This is a genomic window from Thermonema lapsum, from assembly GCF_011761635.1.
Taxonomy (GTDB): domain Bacteria; phylum Bacteroidota; class Bacteroidia; order Cytophagales; family Thermonemataceae; genus Thermonema; species Thermonema lapsum.
The window spans coordinates 507,952-522,536 of record NZ_JAASRN010000002.1 but is presented as its reverse complement, the minus strand read 5'-3'; the positions used below and the strand labels follow the sequence as shown (position 1 = coordinate 522,536).

Sequence of the window (14,585 nt, the reverse complement as noted above, 5' to 3'; positions counted from 1 at the left end):
AGCCCTTTCAGGTCTTGGAGTGGTACTTCTCTGTGTGTGGGCATTCTGCGGCGATTGATAATGCGGATGTCTATGGGTGTAAATAGTGATGAAAAATGGGCATAGAAAGTTTTAGGGTTGTTTTTGTATATGTTTATGGATATTTGGTAGTAAATAAGGAGCGAATCACCCATTTCTCCTGGTTCCCGCAGGTGCCAAGTGCGTTGAATTTTTTTGATATAAGACACACCGTTTTTTTCACCGGTGAGGCGGAGATAGAGGGTATCTCCGGTTCTTTGTTGATTGTCTCGCAGGCTGAACCGTTGTGCCTGTGCGTGTTGAGCGAAGACACACAGGAGACAAAGCAGTAATAGTTTACTGAATGTTTTCATAGGGCTATTCTGTTTTTGTTTTGGTAAATGACATTAAAAGGAGGCTCAGTGTAGTGTATGTTGTCTTGTAGGTAATTAAGTCTTTCTTCAAGTTCCCCTTTGTCAGGGGAATTGTATATTTCCCGAAAATATAGAATGGTTCTTTTTAGTCCTATCCAGGCAGCGAAGATGTAATCTTCTTGTGTAATGCCTTCCTTTATGCGGTTATAGGCGGCATCAATGGCATAACCAACTTTTCCGATAATGGGGCGATAGCTTTCTGCCATGATGCAATGAGTGATATGGTTGTTGTCATCGCCATCAAGTGTGAAACCCTCATTACTTGCTTCTTGAGAAACCTGCGAGAGATTGAAACGGTCATAAGCTTGTTTCAAGTAATGCTCTTGTGGTAGAGCCTCCCAGTTGGTTACGGTATTAGCAGCTGCTACCATGTCGGTTTTAAACTTTACATGGATGAGTTCATGAGTAATTACCATTGCCAAGCCGCCGGGCGATAAGGAAAAAGCATCAGGGGTAAGAACTAGACGAAATATCCCTTTGTTAGGTGAGGAGTTATTGTCTCTGGTGTATTTAACATAACCATATACAATACTGTCTCTATTAACAAGGTTGGTGACATCTAAAACAAGCATGAACATGCTTGGGTTGGGGTTATTGATGCTTGCTACCAGCTCCTGAAACTCCGGTATATCCATCATTTGCTGCCATAGTACCTTCAAGCCCGGTTTGCTCAGAAAAGCCTCTGTGGGAGTGAAAGGTCCGAAGTCAATGGGGTTGCCCGGCAGTGGGTTGTCCGGGTTTTTGATAGGCGGAAGCTTCGGATGGGTGTCGCCGGGGTCCATAGGTGGCAGCTCAATGCCATCTTGCCAGCCGGGATTACCACTGCCGGAACCTCCGCCAATGAAGATGCCGCCCCAATTACCGCCATAGTAGCCGCCGGAACCACCACCGGTGCTCCCCCCGGCGCTCCCGCTTGCACCACCGCCACCGTTGTTGTTGCAAGGATCTGAATCAGGAGAAGCTATCTCGACCACTCCTTTTGAGCTTATCCATGTACCGGATTCACTTATTTTACACCAAGTGGTTCCATTACATGTAACTGTAGCAATGCATCCGGGATCATCTGTCGTGATATTTCTCGCTATTTGATATGCCTTTTCTTCGCTAAACTTGCCATGAGGTTTCCCTTCAAGTTTCTGTAATAGGCGGTAGTTCTTGTCATACAAAAATAAGCTGCCACTAAAGGCTCCGGTGTAACTGCTTGCCTCTATGAGCAAACGGTTGCCTTGATTGATTAAAGTTTCTTTGTCGGTTGCCAGCTCTACAATGTGGGTGCTGACGATTTGCTTGTGCCGGTCAAACTCCACACGCAGGCGCCGGCGGAAGGCTGTGAAGTAAAACACACTCAGAGGTCTGTGCAAGGGTACCAGCAGTACAGCATTTCCTGCTTGATTGTAGTAAAGCTCTGCCTGCTGCCATTGAGGATAAAAGTAACTTTCCAATTTTTCCTTTTCCTCTGCCGGCAACAGGGAGTGGTAAAGAGGCACTCCGTCGGGTAGTGGATTGTGCGCCCAAGGGTCCGGTGGCAAGGCTTCTCGCGCCAGCTTTACGTAATAAGCCACTTGGTTTTGCGGCAGCAGTTCAGGCGTCTGCCGGAGACCACAACCATAGAGAAGGAGGATATAAATTACCCCCCCCCCCTATTTTCCATAGATGGTGGAATTTTGTTTTTCTCATGATTTTTTTGTTTGGTACTTTTATATTGCAAATATAATTTTTTGCTTAAAAAAAATCGCAATAGTTTTTTAAATAATATTTAGGTGCCGTATGTGTTTGAATAAGTAGTTTTGCAGGGTAGTAAATAAGAGAATGTAAACAAAATAACATGTAGCGATAATGTTAGATTTTAGGTTTTTAGTATTAGGTGACTATTGATAAAGCGAAATACACAAAAAAACCGCCCCTTTTAGCGGGGCGGTGCAAATGCATATGAGCAGCAGTGTTTTTTTACGCCATCAACTGCAAGATGGCTTTATGATCTTCTTCGTTCATATCGAAGTGCATGCCCCGTACACGGTTTTGCTTGAATACTTCCAAAATCAGGGGGTGTTTGTCTTCACCTATACCTACTTCGCTAAGGCGTATGGGGGTGCCTATTTCCTTGAAAAAGTTTTCGAGATAATCGATGAAGGCTTCTGCTGTGGTGCCTTTGCCCAAGGTACGCTCTGCCATGAAGCTGAGCTTGTCTTTGATTTTGGGCAGGAAGTGCTTGAGCCATGCCGGATAAGCAATGGATAAGCCCGCCCCGTGGGGGATGTCGAACAAAACACTGAGCGCATGCTCGATGGCATGCACGCCCCAATCGCCCCCGCGTTTACCGGCATTTAGTGTGCCATTGAGGGCTGTGGTTGCCAACCACATGATGTTGGCTCTGATATCATAGTCATGGGGCTTTTGTATGACCGCCCGCCCATAGTCAAATGCCAAGGCTATGATGTCGGTAGCGAAATAATTGGAAAGTGGGGCATCGGAGGGGTCGAAATAAAGCTCGAAAGTGTGTGCCATCAGGTCGGCAATACCATAGGCAGTGTAGTTCAAGGGCACGGAGAGGGTATAGGTAGGGTCAAGGAAAGAGACTTTGGGGTACATGCCCGGATGCCCAAATCCTTTTTTGATGCGCGCTTCGTCGTTTTGCAATACAGCAAACATATTCATTTCGGTGCCGGTGGCTGCCAATGTAAGCACACACAACAAGGGGAGGGCTTGCGCCGGGGCTTCTACTTTGCGCATGTAAATATCCCAGATAGAAGCATTGCTGCCATGTCCTAAGGCTACTGCCTTGGCGGTGTCGATGACTGAGCCACCACCTACACCAATAATCATGTCAGCTTTGAAAGCTTTGCTTTGTGCTATGGCACGGTCGGCATCCTGATAAATGGGATTGGATTTGATGCCCTCGAACACCTCATAATGGATGCCGGCTTGTTCCAATTGGCGGGTAACGTCATCCAAGACACCATTTTTCTTGACCGAGCCTTTACCAATTAAAATGAGCGCACGCTTGCCCCATACGGCAGCTTCTTGAGCAAGCCTTTCAGTTACGCATCCCTTGCCAAAATGCAGACGGGTGGGGTTGTAAACACTAAAGTTTTCCATAGGTTGATACAAGCTTTGTTTATGTTGTTGTATTTACACAAACAGCGCTGTGCTGTCTTTGGTTCTCAAGGTGGGCTTGCATACTTTTGCAGTTGCCGACATTGGTTTTTTGTGGAAAAATATAAACTCCTTTTACACGATGCGCATCGTATTCATGGGAACCCCCGATTTTGCAGTTGCCTCACTGGCTGCCTTGGTAGAAGCTGGTTATGAGGTGGTGGGGGTTGTAACCGTACCCGACAAGCCTGCTGGACGGGGACGCAAATTGCAGGCTTCGGCGGTGAAGCAATATGCCCAGAGCAAAGGGCTGCCCGTATTGCAGCCGGAACGTTTAAAAGACCTCACTTTCTTGGAAGCACTGCAGGCACTCAAGCCTGAGGTGCAAGTGGTGGTGGCATTTCGTATGCTGCCCAAAGAAGTATGGCAGTTGGCGCCTACTTTTAACTTGCATGCTTCTTTGCTGCCCAAATATCGAGGGGCTGCCCCCATCAACTGGGCTATTATCCATGGCGAGAAAGAAACGGGCGTTACTACTTTTTTCATAGATGAACAGATAGATACGGGCAACATCATTTTTCAAGATACAGAACCTATTGACGACTACGACACCGTAGGCACGCTCTACGAGCGGCTCAAACACAAGGGGGCTGCTTTGGTCTTACGTACGGTGCAGGCTATCGAGTGGGGGCGTTGTCCGTCGGTGCCCCAGCAGGGCGAAGCGACCCAAGCACCTAAGATATTCAGAGACACCTGCCACATAGATTGGCATCGCACATCGGCAGAACTGTACAACTTCATACGCGGCTTGTCGCCCTATCCGGCAGCATGGACTACTTGGCAAGGTAAAAATTTAAAAATCTACTGGGCATTGCGCCCCGACCAAGAGCCGTATGAACCGAAGTGGTGGCAGCATTTGCAGCCGGGCGAGTGGGCTACCGACCAAAAACGCTTTGCATTGGTGCGTACCGGCGATGGCTATTTGTCTGTAAAGAAGCTGCAAATCGAAGGCAAACGCCCCATGGATATTGATGAGTTTTTGAGAGGGCATACACTATGAAACGGATAGCCATTGTAGCCGCCGCTTTGAATGGAGTGATAGGCAAAGACGGCGCGATGCCCTGGCGCTTGCGCAATGACCTGAAGCTGTTCAAGAAGCAAACGATGGGGGCACCGCTGCTGATGGGGCGCAAAACCTTTGAATCGCTGCCCGGCATCCTACCCGGGCGCCCGCATATTGTGCTTACAGGGCAGAAAGATTATGCTCGTGAGCTAATAGCGGTAGGAAAGCCCTTGTTTGTTGCTCATAGCATAGAAGAAGCCTTGGACATAGCGAGTGGTTTGTCTTCAAATCGTTTGTTTGTAATCGGCGGGGGGGAGCTTTACCGTCAAATGTTTGAGAGGGAGCTGATAGACGAGCTGATGCTTTCGCTGGTGCAGGCAGCACCGGAAGGCGACACTTTTTTTCCTTTGCATGCAACAGAAGGGTGGCAGTTGGTAGAAGAGCGTTTTTTTGATGCCGACGAACACAATGATTATCCCTTTACTTGGCAACATTGGCGCAAGCCTTCCTTCACATGAGATAGCCGGTATATTTGGTCAGGGCATCATAGAACAGCTTGCTGCCGATAAGTAAAAACACCAAGCCGTTCAATCGGCTGATACGCAACAAATTTCGTTCATTGAATGCCTTTCTGAGACGCTGAGCCGACAGAGCAATGAAACTTTCGGCGCCGAAAATGCCCAACAGCGCAAAGCAGAAGAAAAGCCAGTTGTATTGCTCGGCAAAATAGCCTTTGGCTTCGAGTTGAGCAGCTATGCCCACCCATATGAAAAAGTTGATGGGATTGAGTGTATTGAGCAAGAAGCCATTGGCAAAGAAGTACATTTTTCTGCGAAATTGCATGCGCTTGACAGGACGCCTTTTGACCTGCTTCTTGAGCAAAGAAGCCAGCCCCAAGCTCCATAGTAGCAGGGCGCCAGCAAGGCTTACATAGAACTCCCAGTTGTGATTGTTTTCCGGAATGAATTGTGTGCTGAAATGAGCCAACAAAATAAGCATACTATCAGACAAAATGACTCCACCGGCTATCATCACGCCGCTTTTAAAGCCGTTTTCTATGCTGTTTTGAATGAGAGAGAAAAAGACGGTGCCCAAGTTGCAGCTGAGCAGCACGCCGATGATGAGTCCTCCTGCAATAGCCAGTAGCATAAAGTCATCGGTTTTGAAACTGCTATTTTAAAGAAAAAAAACTGCATGAAGCAAGTCTATTCAAAGGGGGCGGGCGCTACCATGATGACTTCTTCCTTATCCACAATCACCTGCCCGGGTGCCAAGCCTTTGGGTTTGCGTACATACTTCTTTTCTGTAACAATCACAGGGCAAAGGCTGTCGGTTTTGCGCTTGGAATAGTAGGCAGCCAGCGATGCCGCCTTTTCTATGACTTCTTGGGGAATTTGTTTTTGTCCGCTTCGCTTGATGACCACATGCGAGCCGGCTACATCTTTGGCGTGTAGCCAGAGGTCGTTTTTGTGCGCAAAGCGTTGGGTGAGCAGGTCATTACTTTTGGCATTTTTTCCTACCCAAATTTGGAAGCCCCTGTATTCGAATCGCTTGAATGGCAGGGTTTCTTCTTCTTTGCCTTGCTGCATAAAACCGTGCTGTTTTGCCCATCGACGCAGGCTCTTAAAGTCGTGGCAACTTTCAAGCTCTTTCCGAAGCCTTTCCAAGTGTAGCCATTCGTTTTCTTTACTTTCGATGATTTCCTGTAGTTTTTGCTCTTCTATCTTCTGATTTTTGGCTTTTCGATAAAAGCGCTCGGCATTTTGCTGTGGGGTCAGGTGAGGGTTGAGTCTGAGGTGCAAGGGAGCATCGCGGTAAAAGTCATATATTTCTATTTCTTCGCTTCCCGGTGCAATGCTGTGTAGATTTGCCATGATTAAATGCCCTATCTCTTCGAAGCGAGCCTCTTTGAGCGAGCTTAAGCGTTCTTTGCTTTTTTGAAGAGTGGTTTCGCAGCGTCTGAGTTGTTGCTCTATTTGTTTGAGGTAGTGCTGCTTTTCTTGCAAGAAAACTACTTCATGAACATACAGGCGATGCAGCTCATTGGCAGCTTCTATGGGCGAAGTGGTGGTGCAATGTACTTGCAGCTCGGGATGTTCAATAAGCGACAGCTGGGGCTTATCTGCTTGCATGCCCACATAGTATTGCCGGGGGGCGAGCAACTGTTCATGAAGCGCTAACAGTTTCTGCCATTGTGCTTGCAGGGGCAGCTGCAGCCATCCTTGCAGCTCTATGTAGCGCATGGTCAGGCGGTCAAAAGCAGGGAAGAATTCCCGTATTTTTCCCCCTGAGGCAATGAAGGCTTCCTCTGATAGTTCAATAGAACGGTGCAGGCTACTGGGGTGAAGCTGTGTGTCTTCTTCCATCTTTTTATGGAATAGGTCAATGACTTCGTTGCCCTTATAGACAATGAGGTTCGAACGGTTGCCGAAGAGCTTAAAAAGCAGGCTGTAATCTTCTTCGAAATGTAAACAGAAGGCACGTTCGTTGCGGAACTGTTCTACGCGCATCAGACGCCTTCCGTGCAGCATTTCAAACAACTCAATGGCATTGGCTTTAGCTTTGGCGTAATGAGCAGGGAAGGAAACGCCTACCCATTGCGGCGTGAGTTGCGCCCGGATGAAAAACTCTTGTCTGCCTAAATAAAAGCCTAATATCAATTCGTCTTTTTCTTGGCTAAAAGCCGTGCCCAGCTGCCAGTCGCATATGGTCTCAGCCAAGTACTGGCTAATCTGTCGTATGAAGTAATAAGAAAGGTGCATTTTCTATGAGATTGGTTTCAAAAATAGAAAAATGCTTTTATTGCATGAGTAAACCTTGAACATGCAAATAAGCAAGAAAGTATGGTTCCTTTAAATTTCACAACAGGCGCTCTGATTGGCTTGATGGTAATAGCAGCTGCCATTATAAACTTTGTACCTCGTTTGCAGCAAAAGTGGGCTTTTTGCCCTTATGAAGTGTGGCATAAGGGTGAGTGGTACCGCTTGATAACTGCCGTTTTTGTACATGTAAATCTTTTGCATCTCTTGTTCAATGCGGTTACGCTCTTTTTCTTCGGGCGTACTCTGGAGTACCTATTCAATTATTTTTTAGGACCATCCTATTGGATATGGTATCTGGGGCTTTTTCTTTTGAGTGCTGTGGGAGGGCAGTTGCTCAATCTTTGGCGGCATAAAGACAACCCCTATTTCCGGTCGGTAGGTGCTTCGGGTGGAGTTGTGGGGGTATTGTTTTCTTTTATCTTATTGTCGCCCGATTCCAAACTCTATTTGTTTTTTATACCAGTGCCCATACCTGCCTATATCTTTGCCATAGGTTTTGTGGGATATTCGGTGTATGGTATTTATGAAAAAAAGGGAAAGATAGACCATGCAGCACATTTGGGGGGCGGCGTCATAGGCGTGTTGTTCACCTTGTTGGTGATACCGGGTGCATGGCAATATTTTTTGAATGCCTTTTAGCTATGCTTTAAAGAGAGCTTACTGCTTGCATAGCGTGTCGCTTGCATGTGGCACCACGAAGCTGGATTTTTGTCAATCTATGGCGAAAAGCCGAGCCTTTCTCGTATGGCTCTGCCATTTGCCACTTGCTTTTCAGGTGGATGTATCCCATTTGCTTTGGGTATGGCAGGCAGCTGCCAGCTCATAGCGAAAATTCCATATGCCTTTAAGCTGTATGGGAATGGTTTTTTTGCCCTGCCTGTCTGTATACCCTTTCAGCTGCTTTTTCTTGATTTTGTCTAATGAGCAGAAGGCGTAAAAATCGTGTGTTTCTTTAAGTGTGGTGTTTGTGCAAATAAAAAAACTGCCCTCACAGAGAGGGCAGCACCAGTAAGATGTTGAAGGTCAAGACTCAGACCATGCTTTCCACGGCAGCTTTGCCTTTAGCTGCCCGTAGGCGCCGGTAGGCACTCACGCCAAAGCCGGCAAGCATCAATAAGCTACCTATCCACAAAAAGTTGATAAGCGGCTTTTCAATGGCTTTCAAGATGATGTAGTCGCGCTGTGTGCGTTGTGTTTCAAAGATGAAAGTCTGTTTTTCCGGATTTACACGTACAAAAGCCATCTTTAAGCCTAAGGCAGGTTCTATTTCTGCCGGCGAGGCTATCATGCCATCTTGTATGTTCAACAGAAAGACTGGCGACAGATGATATTCCTTTGTTTTGCTTAAAATGCGCCAGTGTGCCTGCAGAGCCATTTCGTGGTCTTCCAATGTCATTTGTTTGTACACCCGCACGGGTTTTACTTCATCAAAAATAGCAACGAAGTCATTCAAGAAGAGGGTATCGCCGGGCATTACTTCGTGCTGTTCGCTGTCGCTCCACTCCCTACCTTCTTTGGGGTCAGGATATACCGCCGTAATGTGGGTATAGAGGTCTTTGCCCCATTCTTTGCGAATGGCAGGCGAGGGGGTCAGGTCCATCGAAGGGTTGACCTGCACTCGCGGATACATGTTGAAACTCTTTTGGGCACGTGGGTCATCAAAGCGGATTTGATAATACACATTCTCGGGGCGGGTATAGAGCGTATCGCCCGCCTTAAAATAGGTTTTGCCTTTATGCTTTATGTCTTCGAGTGCCACGATGTAGTGCGGGTCATCAAGGAAATACACCTTGTTGTAAGGAATATATGACGGAAAGCCATCCACTTCAAGGGCAGGACCTTGAAAGGTGGCTATGTAGTTGCCCACAGGTGTGGGCTCGTCCAGCCACAGCAGTGTGTTCTTTTCGTTGAAGTCGGAAGGGGCACTTTCATCGGTAGTGTAGAGTAAACCGCTGACATTGAGCGATACCACGCGCGTATAGCCAGAGGAGTACAAAATACCAATAAGCATCAGCCCAACGCCCAAGTGAGTGAGGGCACCGCCGGCAAGACGTGGCTTCTTGCGCAGCAGCTCGGTGAGTATCCATGCGTTGCTGATGATGGCATAGAACGAAGCAAACAGAAGCGCAATGTAGCTGAGGTTCTTTTCGCCGCTCAAAATAATCACCAGCGCACTGCTTATCATCGCCAAGGCTGTGGGAAAGTATAGGGTACTTAACTGCTGATTGCTTTTTATTTTCTTCCACCAGAAAAATTGCCCCAAGCCCGAGCCGATGGCAAGCAGCACGGCAAACCACAATTGTATGCGTGTGTAGTGCATCACTTGGTCTTCTGGGGGTGCCAAGTTAAGCTCAAAGCCCAACAGCTCGGCTATCTTGTTGTACACGGGGAAAGAGGTCGTATTCAACACCTGAAAGCCCGACAGCAGCATGATGAAGGCAGCAGTGAATATCCAAAATTCACGTTGGTAAATCGACAGGTCGCTTTCTTCGCTACTTTTAGGAAGATGTTTGTGGCGTGCTATCAGCAGCCCTACAGATACGACGCTAAAGAAGAGCAAGTAAAGCAGCAATTGCCCCGAAAGCCCCAAGTCGGTAAAGGAATGCACCGACGCATTGCCCAAAATACCGCTGCGGGTAAGGAATGTAGAATAAAGCACCAGTAGAAAACTGCTGATTACCAGCCAGAAAGTGAAGCGTAGGGCAATCGGCGACTTGCGGGCTACCAGGGCGGTGTGTATAGCAGCTACCATTGCCAGCCAAGGTACATACACCGCATTTTCTACGGGGTCCCAGTTCCAATATCCTTCGAAGTTCAGGGTTTCGTATGCCCAGTAAGCACCCATTAAGATGCCCAACCCCAGCACAAGTGTCGAAATTATCAACCAAGGTAGCGCAGGGCGTATCCAGCCGGTGAATTCTTTTCTCCACAAAGCCGCTACTGCAAAAGCAAAGGGCACCAAGCTGAGGGCAAAACCTAAAAACAAAGTGGGGGGGTGAATCACCATCCAATAGTTTTGCAGCAGAGGATTGAGACCAGTACCATCGGTAGGTACAAAGTTGGGGTTATACATGGGGCTGCCGGGTGTGTACACGGGCAGGTCCAGCACGTCACGGGTCAAGACAAAGGGCGAGCTGCCTATCTTCCAGTCGCCGATGACCACCCCCAGAATCATGGAGGTGAGAAATGCCTGCACCCACACTACAATGCTCATGATAGGGGCTTCCCATTCGGTGGGGCGGCGCAGTACAAAGAACAAGCCGATGAGTACGTTCCAGAAAATCCAAAGCCAAAAGCTGCCTTCTTGCCCTTCCCAGAAGCAGGCGATGATGTATTCCGTGGGCAGATGGCGCGACGAGTGAGCATAAGCATAGTAGTACTCATAGTAGTGATTCAGTATGATGACAAAGAGCACCACACCGGCAGTTGTTACAAACAAACCGTGCAGCAAGAATGTCCAGCGTGCAAAACGGCGCCAGCTTTCGCGCTCGTTTAAAGGCAACTGACGACGACCAGTGAAACCGTAAGCCAAAGCACTCATCAGCGCCAACACAAAAGCAGCAATGAGCGAGAGGTGTCCAATATTTCCGACGGTATAGTGTATCATGAGAGTACTTATGTTCCGCTACGCACTACATATCATAAAAGAAAAGCCCCTTGCGTGAGCAACCGAGGGAGTTTATGCCTAAAAGCGGCTTGCATGTTTGCCATGTTTAATTTGAAGTAGCCACTTCGGTGAATTCGTTCTTGTTTTGTTGGTCGTTGTACTTCGAAGGGCACTTCATCAATATTTTCTTGGCATGAAACTCATTGCCCTCTACATTGCCCACTACCACTACTTTTTCTGCACGCTCAAAGTCCTGTGGTTTGGCATCTGGGTACACTACCGGCATTAGCTTTCCTTTTTCGTCTTTCAACATAAAACGAAAAAGATTGGGGTTGACAGAAGGGGTGTATTCCATGCCTACGATGTGCCCCTGTGCATCTTTGGGCAGCTCGCCAATAACATAAATGCCCTTTTTGTTGCCGCTTTGGCTCATGGCAATGGCTTCTTCAAAAGACACATATTTGCTTGCACTGCCCATTGAGCTGACTATCAAACCAATGGCAGCGGCAATCACGATGAGAATGAAAATATGGATGCGTTTCATAACAAAGCTTGTTTTAGTCTTTTATTAGTTTTTTTACCTTGCGGTCGAGGGTCAAAAGGTATAACACGATGCCCAAAAAGATGGTTGCAAGCACCGCTACTACTACATAAATCTTTCCATTGGCGCGTAAGGCATCAGCCATTTCCACTTCGCTGCCTTGTGCCCATGTCGGCATCGAAACAAACGTCCACAGGCATAGGATATAAAAGAACTGTCTCATAGGTTTTCTTCAATTTGTATTTGTCGGTGAGCTTGTATTTCCTCTTTTTTTCGTTTCAGTTGGCGCAAGCGAACGGCTATCTTGGTTATCCACCAAGCAAGCATGCTCCAGCCAATAACGGCAGGATAGAATACTAGGCGCATGGTATTGTCCAAATCGTATTGGCTGAAAGCAGGATTGCCGCCCTTACCGGGATGCAGTGAGTCGGTATAGCGTGGTAAAACGAATATGAGTGGGATAAATACGGCAAAGGCATACAGGTTGTAAATAGCGCTGACCCGTGCCCGGCGCAATGGGTCATTGATAGCGCCACGCAATACCAAGTAAGCGATATAAATCAACACACCGATAGCCGCCATGGTTTGCTGCGGGTCGCCATTCCATGGAGCTCCCCAAGTGTAGTTTGCCCAAATGGCACCGGTGCTTAGCCCCAACAAACCATATAATACAGCCGTGTTGACACTCTCCACGGCGTGGTCATCCAAGCTTTCGGTGCCTTTGCGCAAGTATTGCACCGAATAGTAGGCAGAAACCGCCAGCAAGAGGGTCATGCCAAACCACATGGGTACATGGAAATACAAGTTGCGGATGCTTTCGTTGACAATAGGCAAACGAGGTACAGGCATCAAAAAGCCCCCTATGATGACGTAAAGCAGCAGTAGCACAGTAACAGCTTGGTACCATCTTTTCATAACATAGTTATTTTAGCTCCGCCACAGCAGCGGAAATAACACAAAAGCAACACCCAAAACAATGATATTTATCAGAGAAAGCATGGTCAATTCCTTCTGAATCAGACTCCACGCTGCCGGCATCAGGCTCAACGAAGAAGCTCGGGTGAGCATCAACAGCTGAGGAATCAGTACCGGAAAACTCAAAACAGCCATTAAAACGCTATTGTTTCCAGCTTTCGACGCAATGGCAGCAATCATGGTGAGTGAACAGGCAAAACTCACAAAGCCCAAAAGCAGACACAAAGCAAAAGCCGGATGTGGAATAGCAATTGGCAGGAACCAATAATATAAACCGAAGCCGGCACTGCCCAGCACCAGCATCAGCAAAGTATTGTAGATGACTTTTGCCAGCAGTATTTCATGAGCAGAAGCAATAGTGTAATAATACAACTGTTGCTCTTCCTCTTCTTGCATAAAACCCTTTGCCATAGCATTGGTGGCTGTAAAGAGCGCCACTATCCACCACAGCACATTCCACAATGAAGACGTAAGCTCGCTTCCGCTCTGCTCAATGCCTATGTATATAATAAAAGTAGCGCCGCTGATATAGAGCAACAAGCCATTGAGAGCATAGCGTTGCCGCCATTCCAATAACAGGTCTTTCTGTATGAGTGCTATAATGCGCCGTATAGACACAGGCTTTTGGGCTTCAGAGTCGGCTACAAAGTTATATAAAATGCTTTGAATACGAAGTGTCGTATAAAAATAAGGCGCTGTTAGACGTCTTTTTGTTTACTGCCCTGTTATTGCCAACTAAGCAGCGTTATGGATGCTTTTTCTCTCGGAGTGGGCAATAATAGCAGCCACACAGCTGTCGCTCCATACGTTCACGGCGGTGCGCATCATGTCTAAAATACGGTCTACCGCCAGTATCATGCCTACACCTTCGAGTGGCAGCCCTACTGCATTCAGAATGACGGATATCATTACCAGCCCCGCCATGGGGATGCCAGCAGCACCAATAGATGCCAAAAGGGCAGTGATGACCACAACCATTTGTTGCCAAAAGTCCAGCTCGATGCCATAGGCTTGTGCAATGAACATGGCAGCCACACATTCATAGAGTGCTGTGCCATCCATATTTATAGTGGCGCCTAAGGGAATGGTGAAGCTGACAATGTGGTTGGGTATGCCGGCTTTGTGCTCGAGTGCCTCCATGGTGAGCGGCAGGGTAGCCCCCGACGAACTGGTAGAAAACGCAGTGATGAGAGGGGTGAGCATGGCACGAAAGTGCTGCACGGGGTTGATGCCGGCTAATAGCAACACCAGCAGCGGCAAAGTAACAAAAGCGTGAACAATCAATCCGCCAATGACTGTAAGCATATATTTCCCCAAGCTGGCTGCCATCTGTGTGAGCCGAACGGTGTCACCAGCTTGCTCAGCTACCACGTCCACCACCAAGCCAAATACACCCAGAGGAGTGAATAGTATCACAAGCATGGTGATGCCCATCATGACTTCGAAAGTGGCATTGAAAAAATCACTCAATACAGTTCTGTAACGTTCTTCATTTACTTTGGTAAGAAACACCCCAAACAAAACAGCGAAAAAGATGGTGCTCAGCATTTCCCCTTGGCTGAAAGCAGCAAATACATTGCTGGGCACCATACGCAACAAGGTATCTTTTAAAGATGCCCCCTCCGAAGAAAGTTCCGGCAGTGACTCGGTAGTAGAAGGAATGGGAGCACCTACGCCCGGCTCTATGAGATTGACCAGCAGCAAGCCCGTTAAAATTGCCAGTAGGCTAGTGATAAGGTAATAGCCCAAGGTTTTCAAAGTGAGACGTCCTAAGCTGTTGCTTTGCCCCAGATTACTTACACCAGAGATGATAGAGCTCAATATGAGCGGCACTATCACCATTTTCAGCCCCCGTATAAACAATTCGCCCATCCAAGTAAAGAGTCCGGCTTGCTGCGGTAATTGGTAGCCCACACCTACGCCGGCAATTAAGGCAATCAAAATAAAGGCAAAAAGATTTTTCTGATAAAAAGCCAAAATCCCTTTACTGTTTTTGCTTGATAAGCTCATAGTATTGAAGTAAGTTAGATTTATACTTTTCCATGGAAAGCGT

Annotated in this window: 14 protein-coding genes; 3 read left to right on the top strand and 11 right to left on the bottom strand. The window is 47.4% G+C overall.

All coding sequences use genetic code 11. The features are described 5' to 3' along the window. From FHS56_RS07585 to FHS56_RS07575, 3 genes are all read right to left on the bottom strand, one after another. Positions 1-371, bottom strand: a 371-nt coding sequence (locus FHS56_RS07585; protein WP_166919339.1) for a hypothetical protein, incomplete at its 3' end; no start/stop codon positions are given. Continuing rightward, positions 368-1,993 carry a hypothetical protein gene (locus tag FHS56_RS11890; RefSeq protein WP_208409653.1) on the bottom strand — a complete coding sequence of 542 codons (1,626 nt, stop codon included), beginning with the start codon at positions 1,991-1,993 and terminating at the stop codon, positions 368-370. The genes FHS56_RS07585 and FHS56_RS11890, both read right to left, overlap by 4 nt. Positions 1,994-2,378: 385 nt before the next feature. Further along, positions 2,379-3,527 carry an iron-containing alcohol dehydrogenase gene (locus tag FHS56_RS07575; RefSeq protein ID WP_166919337.1) on the bottom strand — a complete coding sequence of 383 codons (1,149 nt, stop codon included), beginning with the start codon at positions 3,525-3,527 and terminating at the stop codon, positions 2,379-2,381. Positions 3,528-3,666: 139 nt separating this feature from the next. Between FHS56_RS07575 and fmt the strand changes: the two genes are divergently transcribed. Together fmt and FHS56_RS07565 are read left to right on the top strand one after the other, a co-directional pair. Next, positions 3,667-4,584, top strand: a complete 918-nt coding sequence (fmt, locus tag FHS56_RS07570) for a methionyl-tRNA formyltransferase (RefSeq protein WP_243844184.1) — start codon at positions 3,667-3,669, stop codon at positions 4,582-4,584. After that, entirely contained in the window at positions 4,581-5,105 is a 525-nt protein-coding gene (locus FHS56_RS07565) for a dihydrofolate reductase (protein WP_166919335.1), read from the top strand. Before fmt ends, FHS56_RS07565 begins: the two co-directional genes overlap by 4 nt. Here FHS56_RS07565 and FHS56_RS07560 read toward each other — a convergent pair. Together FHS56_RS07560 and FHS56_RS07555 are read right to left on the bottom strand one after the other, a co-directional pair. Next, the gene (locus FHS56_RS07560) at positions 5,098-5,736 is read right to left on the bottom strand and encodes a LysE family translocator (protein ID WP_166919333.1); all 639 of its coding nucleotides are present in this window, start codon (positions 5,734-5,736) and stop codon (positions 5,098-5,100) included. The genes FHS56_RS07565 and FHS56_RS07560 overlap by 8 nt on opposite strands. A 56-nt stretch (positions 5,737-5,792) precedes the next feature. After that, positions 5,793-7,349, bottom strand: a complete 1,557-nt coding sequence (locus FHS56_RS07555) for an NFACT RNA binding domain-containing protein (protein WP_166919331.1) — start codon at positions 7,347-7,349, stop codon at positions 5,793-5,795. An 81-nt stretch (positions 7,350-7,430) separates the two neighbouring features. Between FHS56_RS07555 and FHS56_RS07550 the strand changes: the two genes are divergently transcribed. Beyond that, positions 7,431-8,048 carry a rhomboid family intramembrane serine protease gene (locus tag FHS56_RS07550; RefSeq protein ID WP_166919329.1) on the top strand — a complete coding sequence of 206 codons (618 nt, stop codon included), beginning with the start codon at positions 7,431-7,433 and terminating at the stop codon, positions 8,046-8,048. A 391-nt stretch (positions 8,049-8,439) separates the two neighbouring features. Here the strand turns inward: FHS56_RS07550 and ccsA (FHS56_RS07545) are convergent, their stop codons facing one another. The 6 genes from ccsA (FHS56_RS07545) to FHS56_RS07520 form a co-directional block, all read right to left on the bottom strand. After that, on the bottom strand, positions 8,440-11,016 hold the full coding sequence (gene ccsA, locus FHS56_RS07545) for a cytochrome c biogenesis protein CcsA (protein ID WP_166919327.1): 2,577 nt from the start codon (positions 11,014-11,016) through the stop codon (positions 8,440-8,442). Positions 11,017-11,122: 106 nt separating this feature from the next. Next, positions 11,123-11,560, bottom strand: a complete 438-nt coding sequence (locus FHS56_RS07540; protein ID WP_166919318.1) for a cytochrome c maturation protein CcmE domain-containing protein — start codon at positions 11,558-11,560, stop codon at positions 11,123-11,125. 13 nt (positions 11,561-11,573) lie between these two features. Continuing rightward, on the bottom strand, positions 11,574-11,780 hold the full coding sequence (locus FHS56_RS07535) for a CcmD family protein (RefSeq protein ID WP_166919316.1): 207 nt from the start codon (positions 11,778-11,780) through the stop codon (positions 11,574-11,576). Continuing rightward, positions 11,777-12,472: a cytochrome c biogenesis protein CcsA gene (gene ccsA, locus FHS56_RS07530; RefSeq protein WP_166919314.1), complete on the bottom strand. Its 696-nt coding sequence runs from the start codon at positions 12,470-12,472 to the stop codon at positions 11,777-11,779. Before ccsA (FHS56_RS07530) ends, FHS56_RS07535 begins: the two co-directional genes overlap by 4 nt. Positions 12,473-12,484: 12 nt before the next feature. After that, positions 12,485-13,150 carry a heme exporter protein CcmB gene (locus tag FHS56_RS07525; RefSeq protein WP_317165659.1) on the bottom strand — a complete coding sequence of 222 codons (666 nt, stop codon included), beginning with the start codon at positions 13,148-13,150 and terminating at the stop codon, positions 12,485-12,487. A gap of 117 nt (positions 13,151-13,267) precedes the next feature. Next, positions 13,268-14,542: a dicarboxylate/amino acid:cation symporter gene (locus FHS56_RS07520; protein WP_166919304.1), complete on the bottom strand. Its 1,275-nt coding sequence runs from the start codon at positions 14,540-14,542 to the stop codon at positions 13,268-13,270. Between the last annotated feature and the right edge of the window lie 43 nt (positions 14,543-14,585).